Origin of the sequence: Kitasatospora sp. NBC_01246 (assembly GCF_036226505.1) — a bacterium.
Classification (GTDB): domain Bacteria; phylum Actinomycetota; class Actinomycetes; order Streptomycetales; family Streptomycetaceae; genus Kitasatospora.
Genome location: NZ_CP108484.1, coordinates 4,673,564 through 4,687,205 on the forward strand (window position 1 = coordinate 4,673,564; position 13,642 = coordinate 4,687,205).

A 13,642-nucleotide genomic window follows, 5' to 3' on the forward strand; every position below is an offset into this window, starting at 1 on the left:
CGCCGGCCGGTGTCGGCGCGCCGGATCGCGGGTCGCCGCGGACGCGGCCGTCCGCACGAATTCGGCACAGCACAGGGGGAATCATGGAACTGCGTGTCCTAGGCCCAGTCGAGGTCCTCGACGACCAGGGCCTCCACATCGAACTGCCGGGCGTCAAGGCGCAGACGGTGCTCGCCAGCCTGCTGCTGGCGAACGGCCAGACCGTCTCCGACACGCACCTGAGCGACATGCTGTGGGCCTGGGACCCGCCGACCACGATGACCGCGCAGATCTACACCTACGTCTCCCGGCTGCGGAAGCGCCTGGGGCCGCACGTCGAGCTGGTCCGCCGCCCGCGTGGGTACCAACTGGTCTCGCACGAGGCCAAGTTGGACCTGACGACGTTCGAGCGACTGGCCCGTCGCGGTCGTGACGCGCTGACCCGGGGGAACCTGGCGCAGGCCGCCGACGACTTGCGGGCGGCGGTGTCCCGCTACCGCGGCACGGTGCTCGGCAACGTGACCGAGTTCCTGGCGGACGCCGAGCGGCCCCGGCTGGAGGAGCTGCGGCTGGCCGCGCAGGAGGACCTGGTCGAGGTGGAGCTCGCGCTCGGCCGGCACCAGCGCCTGGTGCCGGAGCTGACCGCGCTGGCCACCGAGCACCCGACCCGGGAGCGGCTGAGGGCCCAGCTGATGACCGCGCTGTACCGGTGCGACCGGCAGTCGGACGCCCTCGCGGTCTTCCACGCGGGGCGCCGGATCCTGGCCGAGGAGCTGGGGATCGACCCGGGGGCCACCCTGACCGGCGTCCACCAGGCGGTCCTGGAGGGCACCCTGGGTCTGCCGGCCGCCGGCCCGGCGCCGTCGGGCCCGGTGCGGCTCGGCCTGCCCGCCGCCGGGCGGCCGGCGCCGGCGATGCTGCCGCCGGACGTCGCGGACTTCACCGGCCGCCGGGCGGAGCTGGCCCAGCTGGAGCGGTTGGTGGCGTCGGACGCGGCCGGTGCCGGCCCCCGGCGCGCGCTGATCACCGGGATGGCCGGGGTCGGCAAGTCGGCGCTCGCCGTCCACCGGGCGCACGGCCTGCGGGACCGCTTCCCGGACGGTCAGCTCTACGCCGACCTGACCGACCAGGACGGCACCTCGCGCTCCCCGGAGACCGTGCTGGCCTCCTTCCTGCACGCCCTCGGCGTCGAGTCCGCCGATCCCGACCGGGGACTGCTGGAGCTGATCCGGCTGTACCGCACGCACTGCGCCGGGGCCCGCCTGCTGGTGGTGCTGGACAACGCGGTGAGCAACGCGCAGATCGCCCCGCTGCTGCCGAACGGGCCCGAGTCGGCGGTGATCGTCACCAGCCGTCGGCACCTGTTGGCCGCCTCGGGGCGGGACACCCTGGCGCTGCCGGTCTTCGACGACGGGGAGTCGATGGAGCTGCTGGCCGCGCTGGTCGGGCCGGAGCGGGTCGCCGCGGACCCGGTGTCGGCCCGGGCGATCGTGGACAGCTGCGCGGGCCTGCCGCTGGCCGTCCGGATCGCCGGGGTGCGGCTGGCGGCCCGGCCGCACTGGCCGCTGTCCCGGCTGGCCGGGCGGTTGGCCGACCAGAGCACCCGGCTGGACGAGCTGAGCTTCGGCGAGCTGCGGGTGCGCGAGACGATCCGGCGCTCGCTGCGCGAGGTCAGCCTGCGCGGCCGGCAGGTGCTGAGCAGGCTCGCGCCCTTCGGGACGGGCGTCTTCCCCGCCGAGGCGGCCGCCTGGGAGCTGGGGCTGCCGCAGGCGACGGCGGAGCAGGTGCTGGAGGAGCTGGTGGACATCCGGCTGCTGGAGACGGCCGGCGCGGGCGGTTCCGAGCGGGGCGGGTACCGGCTGCACGAGCTGGTGGTGCTGCTGGTGTCGGCGCCGGGCGCGGGCGGCGTGCCGAGCCAGCGCGGGGCGCCGCGGTCCCGGACCCCGCAACTGCTGGCCGGCTGACGGCGGCGGCACCGCGGGAGCCTCCCGGCGGGCTCGGCCGGGAGGCTCCCGCGCGCTGCTACGCCGGGGCCTCCCGCCCGGCCGCCCGGACGGCCGGGCTGAGCGTCACGGCGGCGGTCAGCAGCAGCAGGACGGCGGCCATGACGATCGCGGTCCAGGTGGTCCCGGCGCGGGCGAGCAGGTAGCCGGCGGCCAGCGAGCCCAGCGCGTTGGCGCCGGAGGTCAGGAAGGCCGAGGTGGCCGTCACCCGGCCCTGCAGCTCGTTCGGGGTGTTCCGGGCCATGTAGACGCCGCCGCAGACGTTGAACAGCCCGGCGACGAACATGATCCCGGCGGCCACCAGGCCGATCGCCACCGGCTGGTGCAGCAGCGCGACCAGCGGCATCAGCACCAGCCAGACCAGGTGGCCCAGCACCGCGGTGGCGTACAGGCCGACCCGCTTCGCCCACCAGCCGGCCGCCAGCGCGCCGAGCAGGCCGCCGACCCCGGCCACCCCGGAGACCAGGCCCAGCACCGCTGGGCTGCCGCCGTGCTCCTTGATCACCACCATGACGGTGAGGCTCAGCATCTGGAAGAGCAGGTTGCTGCCGGCGAACACCGCGGTCATGATCCGCAGGAACTTCTGGCGCCAGAGCCAGACCACGCCGTCCTTGATCTCGTGGTGCAGTCGCTGCGGCGGACCGGTCGGGGCCGCCCGCAGGTCGCGGCGGATGAAGGTCAGGCAGATCAGCGCGACCAGGTCGGCCACGGCGGTGACGGCGAACGGCAGCCAGCGCAGCACGGTGAAGAGCAGCCCGCTGAGCGGCTGGCCGAGCAGGCCGATGGCCGCACCGCGGGCCTGGTTCTGGGCGAGGGCGGCCGGCAGCTGCTCGACGGGCACGACGTTGCGGACGGTCACCTGCTCGGCGGTCGAGTAGAAGATCCCGAGCGCGCTCTCCACGAAGGCGGCGGCCATGATGAACGGCACCCAGACCCAGTGGTGGTAGGCGGCCAGCGCGACGGCGGCGAAGGCGAGCATCCGGACGGCGTCGCAGACCAGCATCACCTTGCGCCGGTCCCAGCGGTCGACCAGCGCCCCGGCGGGCAGTTGGACCAGCAGGTTGGGCAGCGCCGCGGCGAACGCGACGTAGCCGCAGGCGGTGGCGGAGCCGGTCTGCCAGAGCACCAGCATCGGGTAGGCGACCATCGAGACGGTGGAGCCGAACTTCGAGAGTCCGGCGCCGACCCAGAGCCGCAGGAAGTCCATGTTCCGGCGCAGCGGCACGGTGGGTGACGGCGCGTCGGCCCCGGCGGCGGCGGTGCCGGCGCCGCCTGCGGCCCCCGGCTTGTCGGCCCTCGGTTCGGCGGCCTCCGGTTCGTCGGCCGGTGTTCCGTCGACCGGTGTTCCTTCGGTGCCGGCCGTCGGCCCGGTTCGGTCGGGCCGCCCGCGCGCGTCGGTCGCTGTCGGTATGGTCATGAGGGGCCCTCTCGCTGCCATCGGACCGTTTCCGGCATTGGCTCGCCAGCCTTGGGCCGCCTGCTATCGATTCCCTATACCCCGGCCCGGGCGCCGTCCGGGCGGTGCGAATATCGCTGGAATATAGGACCTTTCGGGACCGTCCTCCTGCCACGGATTTCCGCGTGGCCGTCTGTCGACCTGGAAGGGGGTCGCGGCATTGGGCGCACGTCCCGCCTGGAAGCCGTTGGAGATCAGCCCGGAATCACTGTCCGTGTCCGAAGACTCGGGCCTCGACGGGCTGCTCGAATGGCTCGATTCCAGCCCTGATCTGGAGTCATTGCTGGACCGGGAGAAGGCCCTGGTGTTCCGGGGCTTCGGCGCCACCGAGGAGCGGCTCGCACCGGTCATGGACCGGCTGCTGCCGAACCGCCTCGCCTACGTGCACGGGAACTCGCCGCGCACCAAGGTCGGTGACAACGTCTACACCTCCACCGAGTACCCGGCCGAGTTCACCATCTCGATGCACAACGAGCTCTCCTACGCGCACCAGTGGCCCGCGCGGCTGCTGTTCTGCTGCGTCACGGCCGCCGCGACCGGTGGGGCCACCCCGGTGGTCGACGCGGCGCTCTGGCTGGAGCTGCTCGACGACGAGGTGCGCGAGCGCTTCGCCGACGGTGTCCGGTACACCCAGAACCTGCACGGCGGCCTCGGCCTCGGCAAGAGCTGGCAGGAGACCTTCGAGACCGGTGACCGGGACGAGGTGGACGCGTTCCTGGCCGCCTCGCACGCCGTGAGCCAGTGGCGGCGGGACGGCAGCCTGCGGATCGTCCAGAACCGCCCGGCGACCGTCCACCACCCGAGGACCGGCGCCGAGGTCTGGTTCAACCAGTCCGACCAGTGGCACCCGGCCGCGCTCGGTGACGAGACCGCGGCCGCCCTGGCCAAGGTCATGCCGCAGGAGGACCTGCCGCAGTCGGTGGCCTTCGCCGACGGGTCGCCGATCCCGGCCGAGCACGTCCTGCAGGTCCGCGACCGCGCTCTGGCGGCGGCCGTGGACGTGGACTGGCGCCAAGGCGATGTCCTGCTGATCGACAACCTGCTGGTCGCCCACGGCCGCCGCCCGTTCACGGGGGCACGCCGGGTCCTCGTGGCGATGTCCGACTGACTTCCGGTTGAGAACCGGCGAAGAAGCCTGAAAGGGGTCATCCGATGACCACGGTGTTGTCGTCGTCAATCCACACCACCAGTGCCGTCACCCTGACCGACGCCGAGCGCGACGAGGTGTACGCCCTGGCCGTGCAGCTCGTCGGGGTCGAGCGCGGCATGGTCGACGAGATCGCGTGGATGGGAGCCGCCCGCAAGCTCTCCGCGCGGCTGCCGCTGCGCGTCCGGGAGGCGGTCCGCCGCTACCGCCACGACCCGGGCCCGGACGGCCTGCTGATCCTGCGCAACCTGCCGAACGACGTGGACGCGCTGCCGGTGACCCCGACGGTCCCGGAGTCGGTGGAGCGCGTGGCCACCGTTCCGGCCGCGATCTCGGCACTGGTCAGCCTGGCCCTGGGCGAGGTCGTCGCGTACCGCGAGGAGAAGTCCGGCGCCCTGGTGCAGAACGTCGTCCCGGTGCCGGGGCGCGAGGAGTCGCAGAGCAACGCCGGCTCCGGCACGCTGCTGGAACTGCACGTGGAGAACGCCTTCCACCCGCACCGTCCGGACTACGTCGGGCTGTTCTGCCTGCGCAACGACCACAGCGGCACCGCCGGCACCCTGGTGTCGTCGATCCGCCGGGCGCTGCTGATCATCCCGGACAACGTGATCGAGGTCCTGATGCAGCCGCGCTTCGTCACGCAGCCGCCGCCGTCCTTCCACGCCGGCGCCGGGACCGAGTACCACCCGGTGCTGGAGGGCGCGGCGGACGACCCGAACATCCGGGTCGACTTCAGCGCCACCACCGGTCTGGACGAGACCGCCACGGCGGCCCTGGAGATCCTGCGCGGCGCCCTGCTCGACGTCTCGGCGATGCTGGTGCTCCAGCCCGGCGAGCTGGCCTTCGTGGACAACCGCCTGTCGGTGCACGGGCGGACCTCCTTCGAGGCCCGCTACGACGGCCACGACCGCTGGCTGCACCGGACCTTCGTGCACCTCGACCACCGCCGCAGCCGCGGCCACCGGGCCGACAACGGCCTGGTCCTGTACTGACCGCCGCGGTGGGAGGCGGTCGCCGGTCCCCCGACAGCGGCCGCTTCCCGCCATCCCTCCCTGGGTAGCCATGCACATCGTCCTGGCCGATCTGGCCATTCCGGCCGACGGCCCCTCTGCGGAGGAGGTCCGCGACGGCCTGCTGCGCTGCGCCGAGCCCGGCCACGGGCTGCGGCACGTCTACGCCGAACCCCGGGACGGGGCGGTCCGCGCCGTGCTCTTCCTCTCCCGGGCCCTGGTCCGGGAGGCCGAGGAGGCCGCCCGGGAGCTCTGCCTGGCCTACTGCTCGGGCCTGCGGGGCGGGCACCTGGTCCGGGTCGGGGCGACGCTCGTCCCGCAGTTCGGGGAGGTCCTGCTGTCCGGCGAGCCGGACGCGGAAGGGTGACGACGGCAGCAACGTGACATGGCAACACCCTGGCCTACCGATTCCATGGTCAGTCCATCTCGACCGTGTGAGAGTAGAGGTGTCGGCAGGGGGAACTCCTCGGAAACCAAGGAGAAGCCGCCGAAAGTGCCGAGCCGGATCAGGCTCGCCGCGAATTCACACGTCAGTGCCCGCGCCATCTCGCGGGCAGGTAATTGGGGGAATTCCAATGAACGCCATGGCCATCGTCCGCCGTATCGCTCCGGCCGCGGTCGTGCTGTCCGTCACCCTGCTGGTCGCGCCGGCCGTCTCGCTGATCGACGCGGCGACCGGTGCCCGGGGCGGGGCCGTCACGGTCGCCATGAACAACGGCTGGGACTGACGGTCCGTCCGAATCCGACGATGGCTCACATCGCCGTACCGGCGGCGGTGGGAGACAGCGCGGCGGCCCGCCGAACCCCGTACGGGGTTCGGCGGGCCGCCGCGGTCGTACGCCGGTCCCGCGGTGTTCAGTTGGCGCCGGCGGGGATGGTGCCGAGGCGGCCGGCCTGGAAGTCCTCCATGGCCTGCTGGAGCTCGCGGTGGCTGTTCATCACGAACGGGCCGTAGTGGGCGACCGGCTCCCGGATCGGCTGCCCGCCGAGCAGGACGACCTCGAAGCCCTCGCTCCGGGAGTCCTGGGCGTCGTCGGCCCGGATGGTGAGGGAGTCGCCCTCGCCGAAGACGACGGCCTGGCCCAGGTGGAACGGGCGCCGCTCGGTGCCCGCCGAACCGCTGCCGGCGAGGCCGTAGGCCAGGCCGTTGAAGTCGGCCCGCCAGGGCAGGGTGACCTGGGCGCCGGGGTTCACGGTCAGGTGGATCATCGTGATGGGCGTGTGGGTGGCGCCGGGGCCCTGGTGGCCCGCGATGTCACCGGCGATGAGGCGGACCAGCGCGCCGCCGTCCTCCGAGGCGAGCAGCTTCACGCTGCCGCCGCGGATGTCCTGGTACTTCGGCGCGATCATCTTGTCCGCGGCGGGCAGGTTCACCCAGAGCTGCAGCCCGTGGAAGAGTCCGCCGGACATCACCAGCGACTCCGGCGGGGTCTCGATGTGCAGCAGGCCGGAGCCGGCGGTCATCCACTGGGTGTCGCCGTCGGTGATGACGCCGCCGCCGCCGTGCGAGTCCTGGTGGATGAAGGTCCCGTCGATGATGTACGTGACCGTCTCGAAGCCGCGGTGCGGGTGCCAGGGGGTCCCCTTCGGCTCGCCGGCCGCGTAGTCCACCTCGCCCATCTGGTCCATCATGATGAACGGGTCCAGGTACTTCTGGTTGATCTTCGCGAAGGCGCGGCGGACCGGGAAGCCCTCGCCCTCGAAGCCGCTGGGGGCGGTCGACACGGCCAGCACGGGACGCGGCCGGGAGTCGGCGGCGGGCGCCGCGATACGCGGCAGAACGAGCGGGTTTTCGACGGTCACGGCTGGCATGTCGGCCTCCTTCGGGGGTTCCTCTTGCCTACGTCCACGAGATTAGTTCAACTCTCAACAAGAAGCAAGTTGAAGATTGAACTATGTCCCGACGGGAGGGCCGGGGCCCGTTGCGCGGGGGCCCGCCGGCCGCGGCGGTGGGGCCGGCGGCCGGGCGGGCCGTCAGCCGTACATGCGGCGCATGGTGAAGTCGACCATCTGCTCGACCGCCTTGGCGTCGAACACCATCCGGTGCTCGCCCTCCATGTCCAGCGCGAAGCCGTAGCCGGTCGGCAGCAGGTCGAGCACCTCGGCACCGGTGACGGTGAAGTGCTTCGAGTCCTTGCCGGCGTAGCGGCGCAGCTCCTTCAGCGAGCTGAACATCGGGATCACCGGGGTCGGCGTGTTGTGCAGCGCCAGGAATCCGGGGCGCTCGCCGCGCGGGCAGTGCACCTTGGAGGTGATGAAGATGGCCTGGAAGTCCTCCACCGCCATCGAGCCGGTGGTGAAGGCCCGGACCGCGTCCGCCAGCGACGGCGGGGACGGCTCGGGGTAGAGGGACTGCTGCTGCGCCGCCTGCGGCTGCTCGCCGTACGGGCCGGGGCCGGCGCCGGGCATGCCGTTCATGCCCGGCTGCGGTCCCGCCTGCTGCTGGTAGGGATCACCCGGGTATGCGTTCTGGTCATAGCCGTACACACGGACAGGCTAGCGGGAGCGCACCCGCCCGTGCGGGCGTCGATCCTGACAAGGAGTGGCCGTCCCGCCTTGTGGGACGTGACCACGTTCATAGCGGATTCACGGTCAGGGGCTTGAAACATGTTACCGCTGGGTAGCATCATGATGCCTACTGGTGGGTACGGGGCGCCCGAACGCGGCGGTCTCCCGGAAGCGACGAACCGGAGAAAACGGCGATGGGTCACTACAAGTCCAACCTGCGGGACGTGGAGTTCAACCTCTTCGAGGTGTTCGGCCGCGAGCAGGTCTACGGCACCGGACCGTTCGCGGACATGGACGTCGAGACCGCGAAGAACATCCTGAGCGAGATCACGCGCCTTGCCGAGAACGACCTCGCCGCCTCCTACACCGACACCGACCGCAACCCGCCGGTCTTCGACCCGGAGACGAACACCGCGCCGATCCCGGACACGTTCAAGAAGAGCTACCAGGCCTTCATGGACGCCGAGTGGTGGCGTCTGGGCATCCCGGAGTCCATCGGCGGCCAGGTCACCCCGTCCTCGCTGATCTGGGGCTTCGCCGAGCAGATCCTCGGCTCGAACCCGGCCATCTGGATGTACTCCTCCGGCCCGGCCTTCGCCGGCGTCATCGCCGACGAGGGCACCGAGGAGCAGCTGGAGGTCGCCAAGCGGATGACCGACCGCCTCTGGGGCTCCACCATGGTGCTGACCGAGCCGGACGCCGGTTCGGACGTCGGCGCCGGCCGCACCAAGGCGGTCAAGCAGGAGGACGGCTCCTGGCACATCGAGGGTGTGAAGCGCTTCATCACCTCGGGCGAGCACGACATGTCCGAGAACATCATCCACATGGTGCTGGCCCGCCCCGAGGGCGGCAAGCCGGGCACCAAGGGCCTCGGCCTCTTCATCGTGCCGAAGTACGACTTCGACTGGGAGACCGGCGAGCTCGGCGAGCGCAACGGCGTCTACGCGACCAACGTCGAGCACAAGATGGGCCTCAAGGCCTCGAACACCTGCGAGATGACCTTCGGCGCCAAGCACCCGGCCAAGGGCTGGCTGCTGGGCGAGAAGGTCGACGGCATCCGCCAGATGTTCAAGATCATCGAGTTCGCCCGGATGATGGTCGGCACGAAGGCCATCGCCACCCTCTCCACCGGCTACCTGAACGCGCTGGAGTACGCCAAGGAGCGCGTGCAGGGCGCCGACATCTCGCAGTTCCTGGACAAGACCGCCCCGCGCGTCACCATCACGCACCACCCGGACGTGCGCCGCTCGCTGATGACCCAGAAGGCGTACGCCGAGGGCATGCGCGCGCTGGTCCTGCTCACCGCCTCCACCCAGGACGACGTGCTCGCCGCCCGCCTGCGCGGCGAGAGCGACGAAGCTGCCGAGCGCCTGAACGACCTGCTGCTGCCGATCGTCAAGGGCTACGGCTCGGAGAAGTCCTACGAGCAGCTCGCCCAGTCCCTGCAGACCTTCGGTGGCTCCGGCTACCTGCAGGAGTACCCGATCGAGCAGTACATCCGGGACGCCAAGATCGACACCCTCTACGAGGGCACCACCGCGATCCAGGGCCAGGACTTCTTCTTCCGCAAGATCGTCAAGGACGGCGGCCAGGCGCTCACCGCGCTGTCCGAGCAGATCCAGAAGTTCCTCGGCTCGGCCGCGGGCGGCGACGCCCTGGCCGCCGAGCGCGAGCTGCTCGCCAAGGCCGCCGGCGACCTGGAGGCGATCGTCGGCAAGCTGCTGGCGGACCTCTCCTCGGTCGAGCAGGACGTCAAGAACATGTACAAGGTGGGCCTCAACACCACCCGCCTGCTGATGGTCTCCGGCGACGTCGTGGTCGGCTGGCTGCTGCTGCGCCAGGCCGCGGTGGCCCTGGCCAAGCTGGAGGCCGGCGCCTCGGAGAAGGACGTCGCCTTCTACCAGGGCAAGGTCGCGGCGGCCCGCTTCTTCGCCAAGAACATCCTGCCGACCGTCGGCTCGCAGCGTCTGATCGCCGAGGGCATCGACAGCGAGATCATGGACCTGGCGGAGGAGGCGTTCTGACGCCCGCACCCCCGATGACCGCCTGACCCCACCCTCACACCGAAGGGCCCGGTTCCTCGACCGGGCCCTTCGGTGTGCCCGGGCCCGGCCGCCCCGACGGGCCGCAGCCCCGGTCACGGGCCCGGGATGACGGTCCGCTACCGGGCGCGGTCGCAGGGTGCGCGGGGCCCGGCGCGGCGTCAGTTCACGTTTCTGTCCGCGTTCTGCATCCGTTGGGGGGATCCGAGTGTCCTGTCCGTGTACGGGCATATGCTCAAGGTGCGAAGCCGACCCCCCATCCGGCTTCAGCCCTCCCTCGACTCAGGAGCAGCATGTCGACCGCCGCCCGTCAGGCTTTCTTCGACCGGACGCACACCGATGATCTGATTGCCTTCCTCGGTACCTCACCGTCGCCCTACCACGCGGTCGCCAGCGCCGCCGAGCGGCTGGAGAAGGCGGGATTCCGGCAGGTGGCCGAGACGGACGCCTGGGACGCGACGGCCGGGGGCCGCTACGTGATCCGGGGCGGCGCGCTGATCGCCTGGTACGTGCCGCAGGGCGCCGATCCGCAGACGCCGTTCCGCGTCGTGGGCACCCACACCGACTCCCCGAACCTGCGGGTGAAGCCGGTGCCGGACACCGGGTCGGCGGGCTGGCGACAGGTCGCGGTGGAGATCTACGGCGGCGTGCCGCTGAACACCTGGCTCGACCGGGACCTCGGCCTCTCCGGGCGCCTCGCGCTGCGGGACGGCAGCTCGCGGCTGGTGCAGCTGGACGAGCCGCTGCTGCGCGTGCCGCAGCTGGCGATCCACCTGGACCGCCAGGTCAACGAGGGGATGAAGCTCGACAAGCAGCGCCACCTGACCCCGATCTGGGGCCTCGGCCCGGTCGACGAGGGTTCGCTGATCGACTACGTCGCCCAGCGCGCCGGGGTGGACGCCGCCGAGGTGGCCGGCTGGGACCTCATGACGCACGACGTGCAGCCCGCCAGCTACCTGGGCCGGGACCGCGAGCTGCTGGCCGGCCCGCGCCTGGACAACCTGCTCTCGGTGCACGCGGCCACCGCCGCGCTGGCCGCCGTGGCCGGCGACGACCTGCCGTACATCCCGGTGCTGGCCGCCTTCGACCACGAGGAGACCGGCAGCGAGTCGGACACCGGCGCGCAGAGCCCGCTGCTCGGCAACGTGCTGGAGCGCAGCGTCTACGCGCGCGGCGGCAGCCCGGAGGACCGCGCCCGGGCGCTGGCCGGCACCGTCTGCCTCTCCTCCGACATGGGCCACGCCGTCCACCCGAACTACAGCGAGCGGCACGAGCCGGGGCACCACCCGATGCCCAACGGCGGACCGATCCTGAAGGTCAACGTCAACAACCGGTACGCGACCGACGGTATCGGCCGGGCGGTCTTCGCGGCGGCCTGCGAGAAGGCCGGCGTGCCGTGGCAGACCTTCGTCTCCAACAACGCCATGCCCTGCGGTACGACGATCGGCCCGATCACCGCGGCGCGGCTCGGGATCAGCACGGTGGACTGCGGCATCGCGGCCCTGTCCATGCACTCGGCGCGCGAGCTGTGCGGGGCGGACGACCCGTTCCTGCTGGCGTCCGCGATCAAGGCCTTCCTGGAGGGCTGAGCACGCCCCGGGGGTCCACGGCCCCCGACGCCGAAGGGCCCGGCCGGGTGGCCGGGCCCTTCGGCGTTCCCGGGCGTCGCCCGGAACGCGGCTACTCCATCCCGGCGAGCACCAGGGGCAGCCGGCGCGTGCCGTCCGCCGTCAGCTTCACCGGCACGCCCCAGTCCTGCTGGTGGACGTGGCAGGACGGGAACTCGATCTCCGGGTCGTCGTCGCAGGAGGCGGCCATCGCCGAGACGTGCAGCACGCCCTCGGCCACCTGGTCGGAGAGCACCAGCTCGCGGGAGAGCGCGGAGTCCGCGCCCGCGCCGGAGACCAGCAGCTCGGGCGGGGTGGAGCTGACCAGCAGCCGGGTGGACGGGCCGTAGCGCTCGTCCAGCTTCTGGCCGGTGGGCGCCGAGAAGACCACGTCCAGCTGGAACGCGCCGGCGGCGACCTCGGTGGCGGCCCGCTGGGTGCGGTGCGCCACCGACTCGACCCGGACGGCCTCCTCGGGCAGCCGCAGCCGGGTGAGCCGGTGCCGGGCGGACTCGATCACCACGATGTCGTCGTCGACCAGCACCGCGCCGGAGGGCTCGCGCAGGTCGGTGGCGAGCGTGGTCACCTCGCCGCTGGCCGGGTCGAAGCGGCGCAGCGCGTGGTTGTAGGTGTCGCTGACGGCCACCGAGCCGTCGGGCAGCACGGTGACGCCCAGCGGGTGCTGGAGCAGCGCCTGCCCCGCCTCGCCGTCGCGGTGCCCGAAGTCGAAGAGGCCGGTGCCGACGGCGGTCTCGACCGCCTTCGTTTCACGTGAAACCGACCGCAGCGCCGAGGTCTCCGAGTCGGCCACCCAGAGCCGCTCGCCGTCCGCCGAGACCGCCAGGCCGGACGGCTGGGCGAACCAGGCCTCGGCGGCGGGGCCGTCGACCAGGCCCTCATTGGTGGTGCCGGCCGCGACCCGGACGGTGCCGGCCGCCGGGTCGTACGCCCAGAGCTGGTGGACACCGGCCATGGCGATCCAGACCTCGCCGTCGAACCAGGCGACGTCCCACGGCGAGGAGAGGTCGACCTCGCGGGCCGGGCCCTCGGTGGCCGAGCCCTGCCACCACTGCCGGCCGGTGCCGGCCAGGGTGTCGACGCTGCCGTCGGCCAGCCGGACGCCGCGCAGCGCGTGGTTCACGGTGTCGGCCACGATCACGTCGTAGGCCGAGCCCTCGGGGAGCAGGGCGAGGCCCTGCGGCTCGCTGAACCGGGGGGAGGTGCCGTCGACCAGGCCGCGCACGCCGTCCCCGATCCGGCGGACGACGCTCTCGCCGTCCTCGGCCAGCTCGACCAGCGAGTGGTGCCCGGAGTCGGCGACCAGGAAGTGCCCGTTCGGCAGCCGGACGGCCTTGCCGGGGAACTTGAGGTCCCCCGCGGTGGGCTCCGGCGCCACGTACGGACCGTCGCCGCGGCGCAGCGTGCCCTTGGCGGCGTGCTCCTCCTCCAGCTCCTCCACCAGCCGGGCGATGGCGTGCGCGTGCCCCTCACCGGCGTGCTGGGCGACCACGTACCCCTCGGGGTCGATCACCACCAGCGTCGGCCAGGCGCGCACCGCGTACTGCTTCCAGGTGGCGAGCGCCGGGTCGTCCAGCACCGGGTGGTGCACCTCGTACCGGGCGACGGCGTCGACCACGGCCTGGTGGTCGGCCTCGTGCACGAACTTGGGCGAGTGCACGCCGACGATCACCACGGTGTCGCGGTGCTTCTCCTCCAGCTCACGGAGCTCGTCCAGGACATGCAGACAGTTGATGCAGCAGAAGGTCCAGAAGTCTAGTACGACACACTTACCTCGCAGGTCGGCAAGCTTGAGTTCCTTGCCGCCTGTGTTGAGCCATCCACCGGCGCCGACCAGCTCGGGGGCGCGGACACGTGCACGAGAAGCCATGC

Annotated in this window: 11 protein-coding genes; 7 read left to right on the top strand and 4 right to left on the bottom strand. The window is 72.2% G+C overall.

All coding sequences use genetic code 11. The features are described from left to right. The first annotated feature begins 83 nt into the window (after nt 1-83). A complete protein-coding gene (locus OG618_RS20420) occupies nt 84-1,943 on the top strand; it encodes an AfsR/SARP family transcriptional regulator (RefSeq protein WP_329488971.1) in 1,860 nt (619 codons plus the stop codon). Between the two features lie 58 nt (nt 1,944-2,001). On the opposite strand, the gene OG618_RS20425 is transcribed toward OG618_RS20420, so the two are convergent. Next, nucleotides 2,002-3,399: an MFS transporter gene (locus OG618_RS20425; RefSeq protein WP_329488972.1), complete on the bottom strand. Its 1,398-nt coding sequence runs from the start codon at nt 3,397-3,399 to the stop codon at nt 2,002-2,004. 253 nt (nt 3,400-3,652) lie between these two features. On the opposite strand from OG618_RS20425, the gene OG618_RS20430 reads away from it, so the two are divergent. The 4 genes from OG618_RS20430 (at nt 3,653) to OG618_RS20445 (ending at nt 6,323) form a co-directional block, all read left to right on the top strand. Continuing rightward, nucleotides 3,653-4,546 carry a TauD/TfdA family dioxygenase gene (locus OG618_RS20430; RefSeq protein ID WP_329488973.1) on the top strand — a complete coding sequence of 298 codons (894 nt, stop codon included), beginning with the start codon at nt 3,653-3,655 and terminating at the stop codon, nt 4,544-4,546. Between the two features lie 44 nt (nt 4,547-4,590). Then, on the top strand, nt 4,591-5,577 hold the full coding sequence (locus tag OG618_RS20435; RefSeq protein ID WP_329488974.1) for a TauD/TfdA family dioxygenase: 987 nt from the start codon (nt 4,591-4,593) through the stop codon (nt 5,575-5,577). Between the two features lie 70 nt (nt 5,578-5,647). Beyond that, nucleotides 5,648-5,962, top strand: a complete 315-nt coding sequence (locus tag OG618_RS20440) for a hypothetical protein (RefSeq protein WP_329488975.1) — start codon at nt 5,648-5,650, stop codon at nt 5,960-5,962. A gap of 208 nt (nt 5,963-6,170) precedes the next feature. After that, nucleotides 6,171-6,323 (top strand): hypothetical protein, encoded by a 153-nt coding sequence (locus tag OG618_RS20445; protein ID WP_329488976.1) that lies wholly within the window; start codon nt 6,171-6,173, stop codon nt 6,321-6,323. A 127-nt stretch (nt 6,324-6,450) separates the two neighbouring features. Here the strand turns inward: OG618_RS20445 and OG618_RS20450 are convergent, their stop codons facing one another. Both OG618_RS20450 and OG618_RS20455 read right to left on the bottom strand, forming a co-directional pair. Continuing rightward, nucleotides 6,451-7,407 carry a pirin family protein gene (locus tag OG618_RS20450; protein ID WP_329488977.1) on the bottom strand — a complete coding sequence of 319 codons (957 nt, stop codon included), beginning with the start codon at nt 7,405-7,407 and terminating at the stop codon, nt 6,451-6,453. Between the two features lie 162 nt (nt 7,408-7,569). Further along, entirely contained in the window at nt 7,570-8,082 is a 513-nt protein-coding gene (locus tag OG618_RS20455) for an SseB family protein (protein ID WP_329488978.1), read from the bottom strand. Between the two features lie 215 nt (nt 8,083-8,297). On the opposite strand from OG618_RS20455, the gene OG618_RS20460 reads away from it, so the two are divergent. Further along, on the top strand, nt 8,298-10,127 hold the full coding sequence (locus tag OG618_RS20460; RefSeq protein ID WP_329488979.1) for an acyl-CoA dehydrogenase: 1,830 nt from the start codon (nt 8,298-8,300) through the stop codon (nt 10,125-10,127). 311 nt (nt 10,128-10,438) lie between these two features. Beyond that, the gene (locus OG618_RS20465) at nt 10,439-11,734 is read left to right on the top strand and encodes a M18 family aminopeptidase (protein ID WP_329488980.1); all 1,296 of its coding nucleotides are present in this window, start codon (nt 10,439-10,441) and stop codon (nt 11,732-11,734) included. A 91-nt stretch (nt 11,735-11,825) separates the two neighbouring features. Here OG618_RS20465 and OG618_RS20470 read toward each other — a convergent pair whose 3' ends face one another. Next, complete coding sequence (locus OG618_RS20470) at nt 11,826-13,640, bottom strand: NHL domain-containing thioredoxin family protein (RefSeq protein ID WP_329488981.1); 1,815 nt, start codon at nt 13,638-13,640, stop codon at nt 11,826-11,828. Nucleotides 13,641-13,642 lie beyond the last annotated feature (2 nt).

Bases quoted from the DNA above. Each gene is read 5' to 3' on its own strand.
- OG618_RS20460 (WP_329488979.1), top strand. From the start codon at position 8,298: ATGGGTCACTACAAGTCCAACCTGCGGGACGTGGAGTTCAACCTCTTC.
- OG618_RS20420 (WP_329488971.1), top strand. From the start codon at position 84: ATGGAACTGCGTGTCCTAGGCCCAGTCGAGGTCCTCGACGACCAGGGC.
- OG618_RS20435 (WP_329488974.1), top strand. From the start codon at position 4,591: ATGACCACGGTGTTGTCGTCGTCAATCCACACCACCAGTGCCGTCACC.
- OG618_RS20450 (WP_329488977.1), bottom strand. From the start codon at position 7,407: ATGCCAGCCGTGACCGTCGAAAACCCGCTCGTTCTGCCGCGTATCGCG.
- OG618_RS20465 (WP_329488980.1), top strand. From the start codon at position 10,439: ATGTCGACCGCCGCCCGTCAGGCTTTCTTCGACCGGACGCACACCGAT.
- OG618_RS20440 (WP_329488975.1), top strand. From the start codon at position 5,648: ATGCACATCGTCCTGGCCGATCTGGCCATTCCGGCCGACGGCCCCTCT.
- OG618_RS20445 (WP_329488976.1), top strand. From the start codon at position 6,171: ATGAACGCCATGGCCATCGTCCGCCGTATCGCTCCGGCCGCGGTCGTG.
- OG618_RS20425 (WP_329488972.1), bottom strand. From the start codon at position 3,399: ATGACCATACCGACAGCGACCGACGCGCGCGGGCGGCCCGACCGAACC.
- OG618_RS20470 (WP_329488981.1), bottom strand. From the start codon at position 13,640: ATGGCTTCTCGTGCACGTGTCCGCGCCCCCGAGCTGGTCGGCGCCGGT.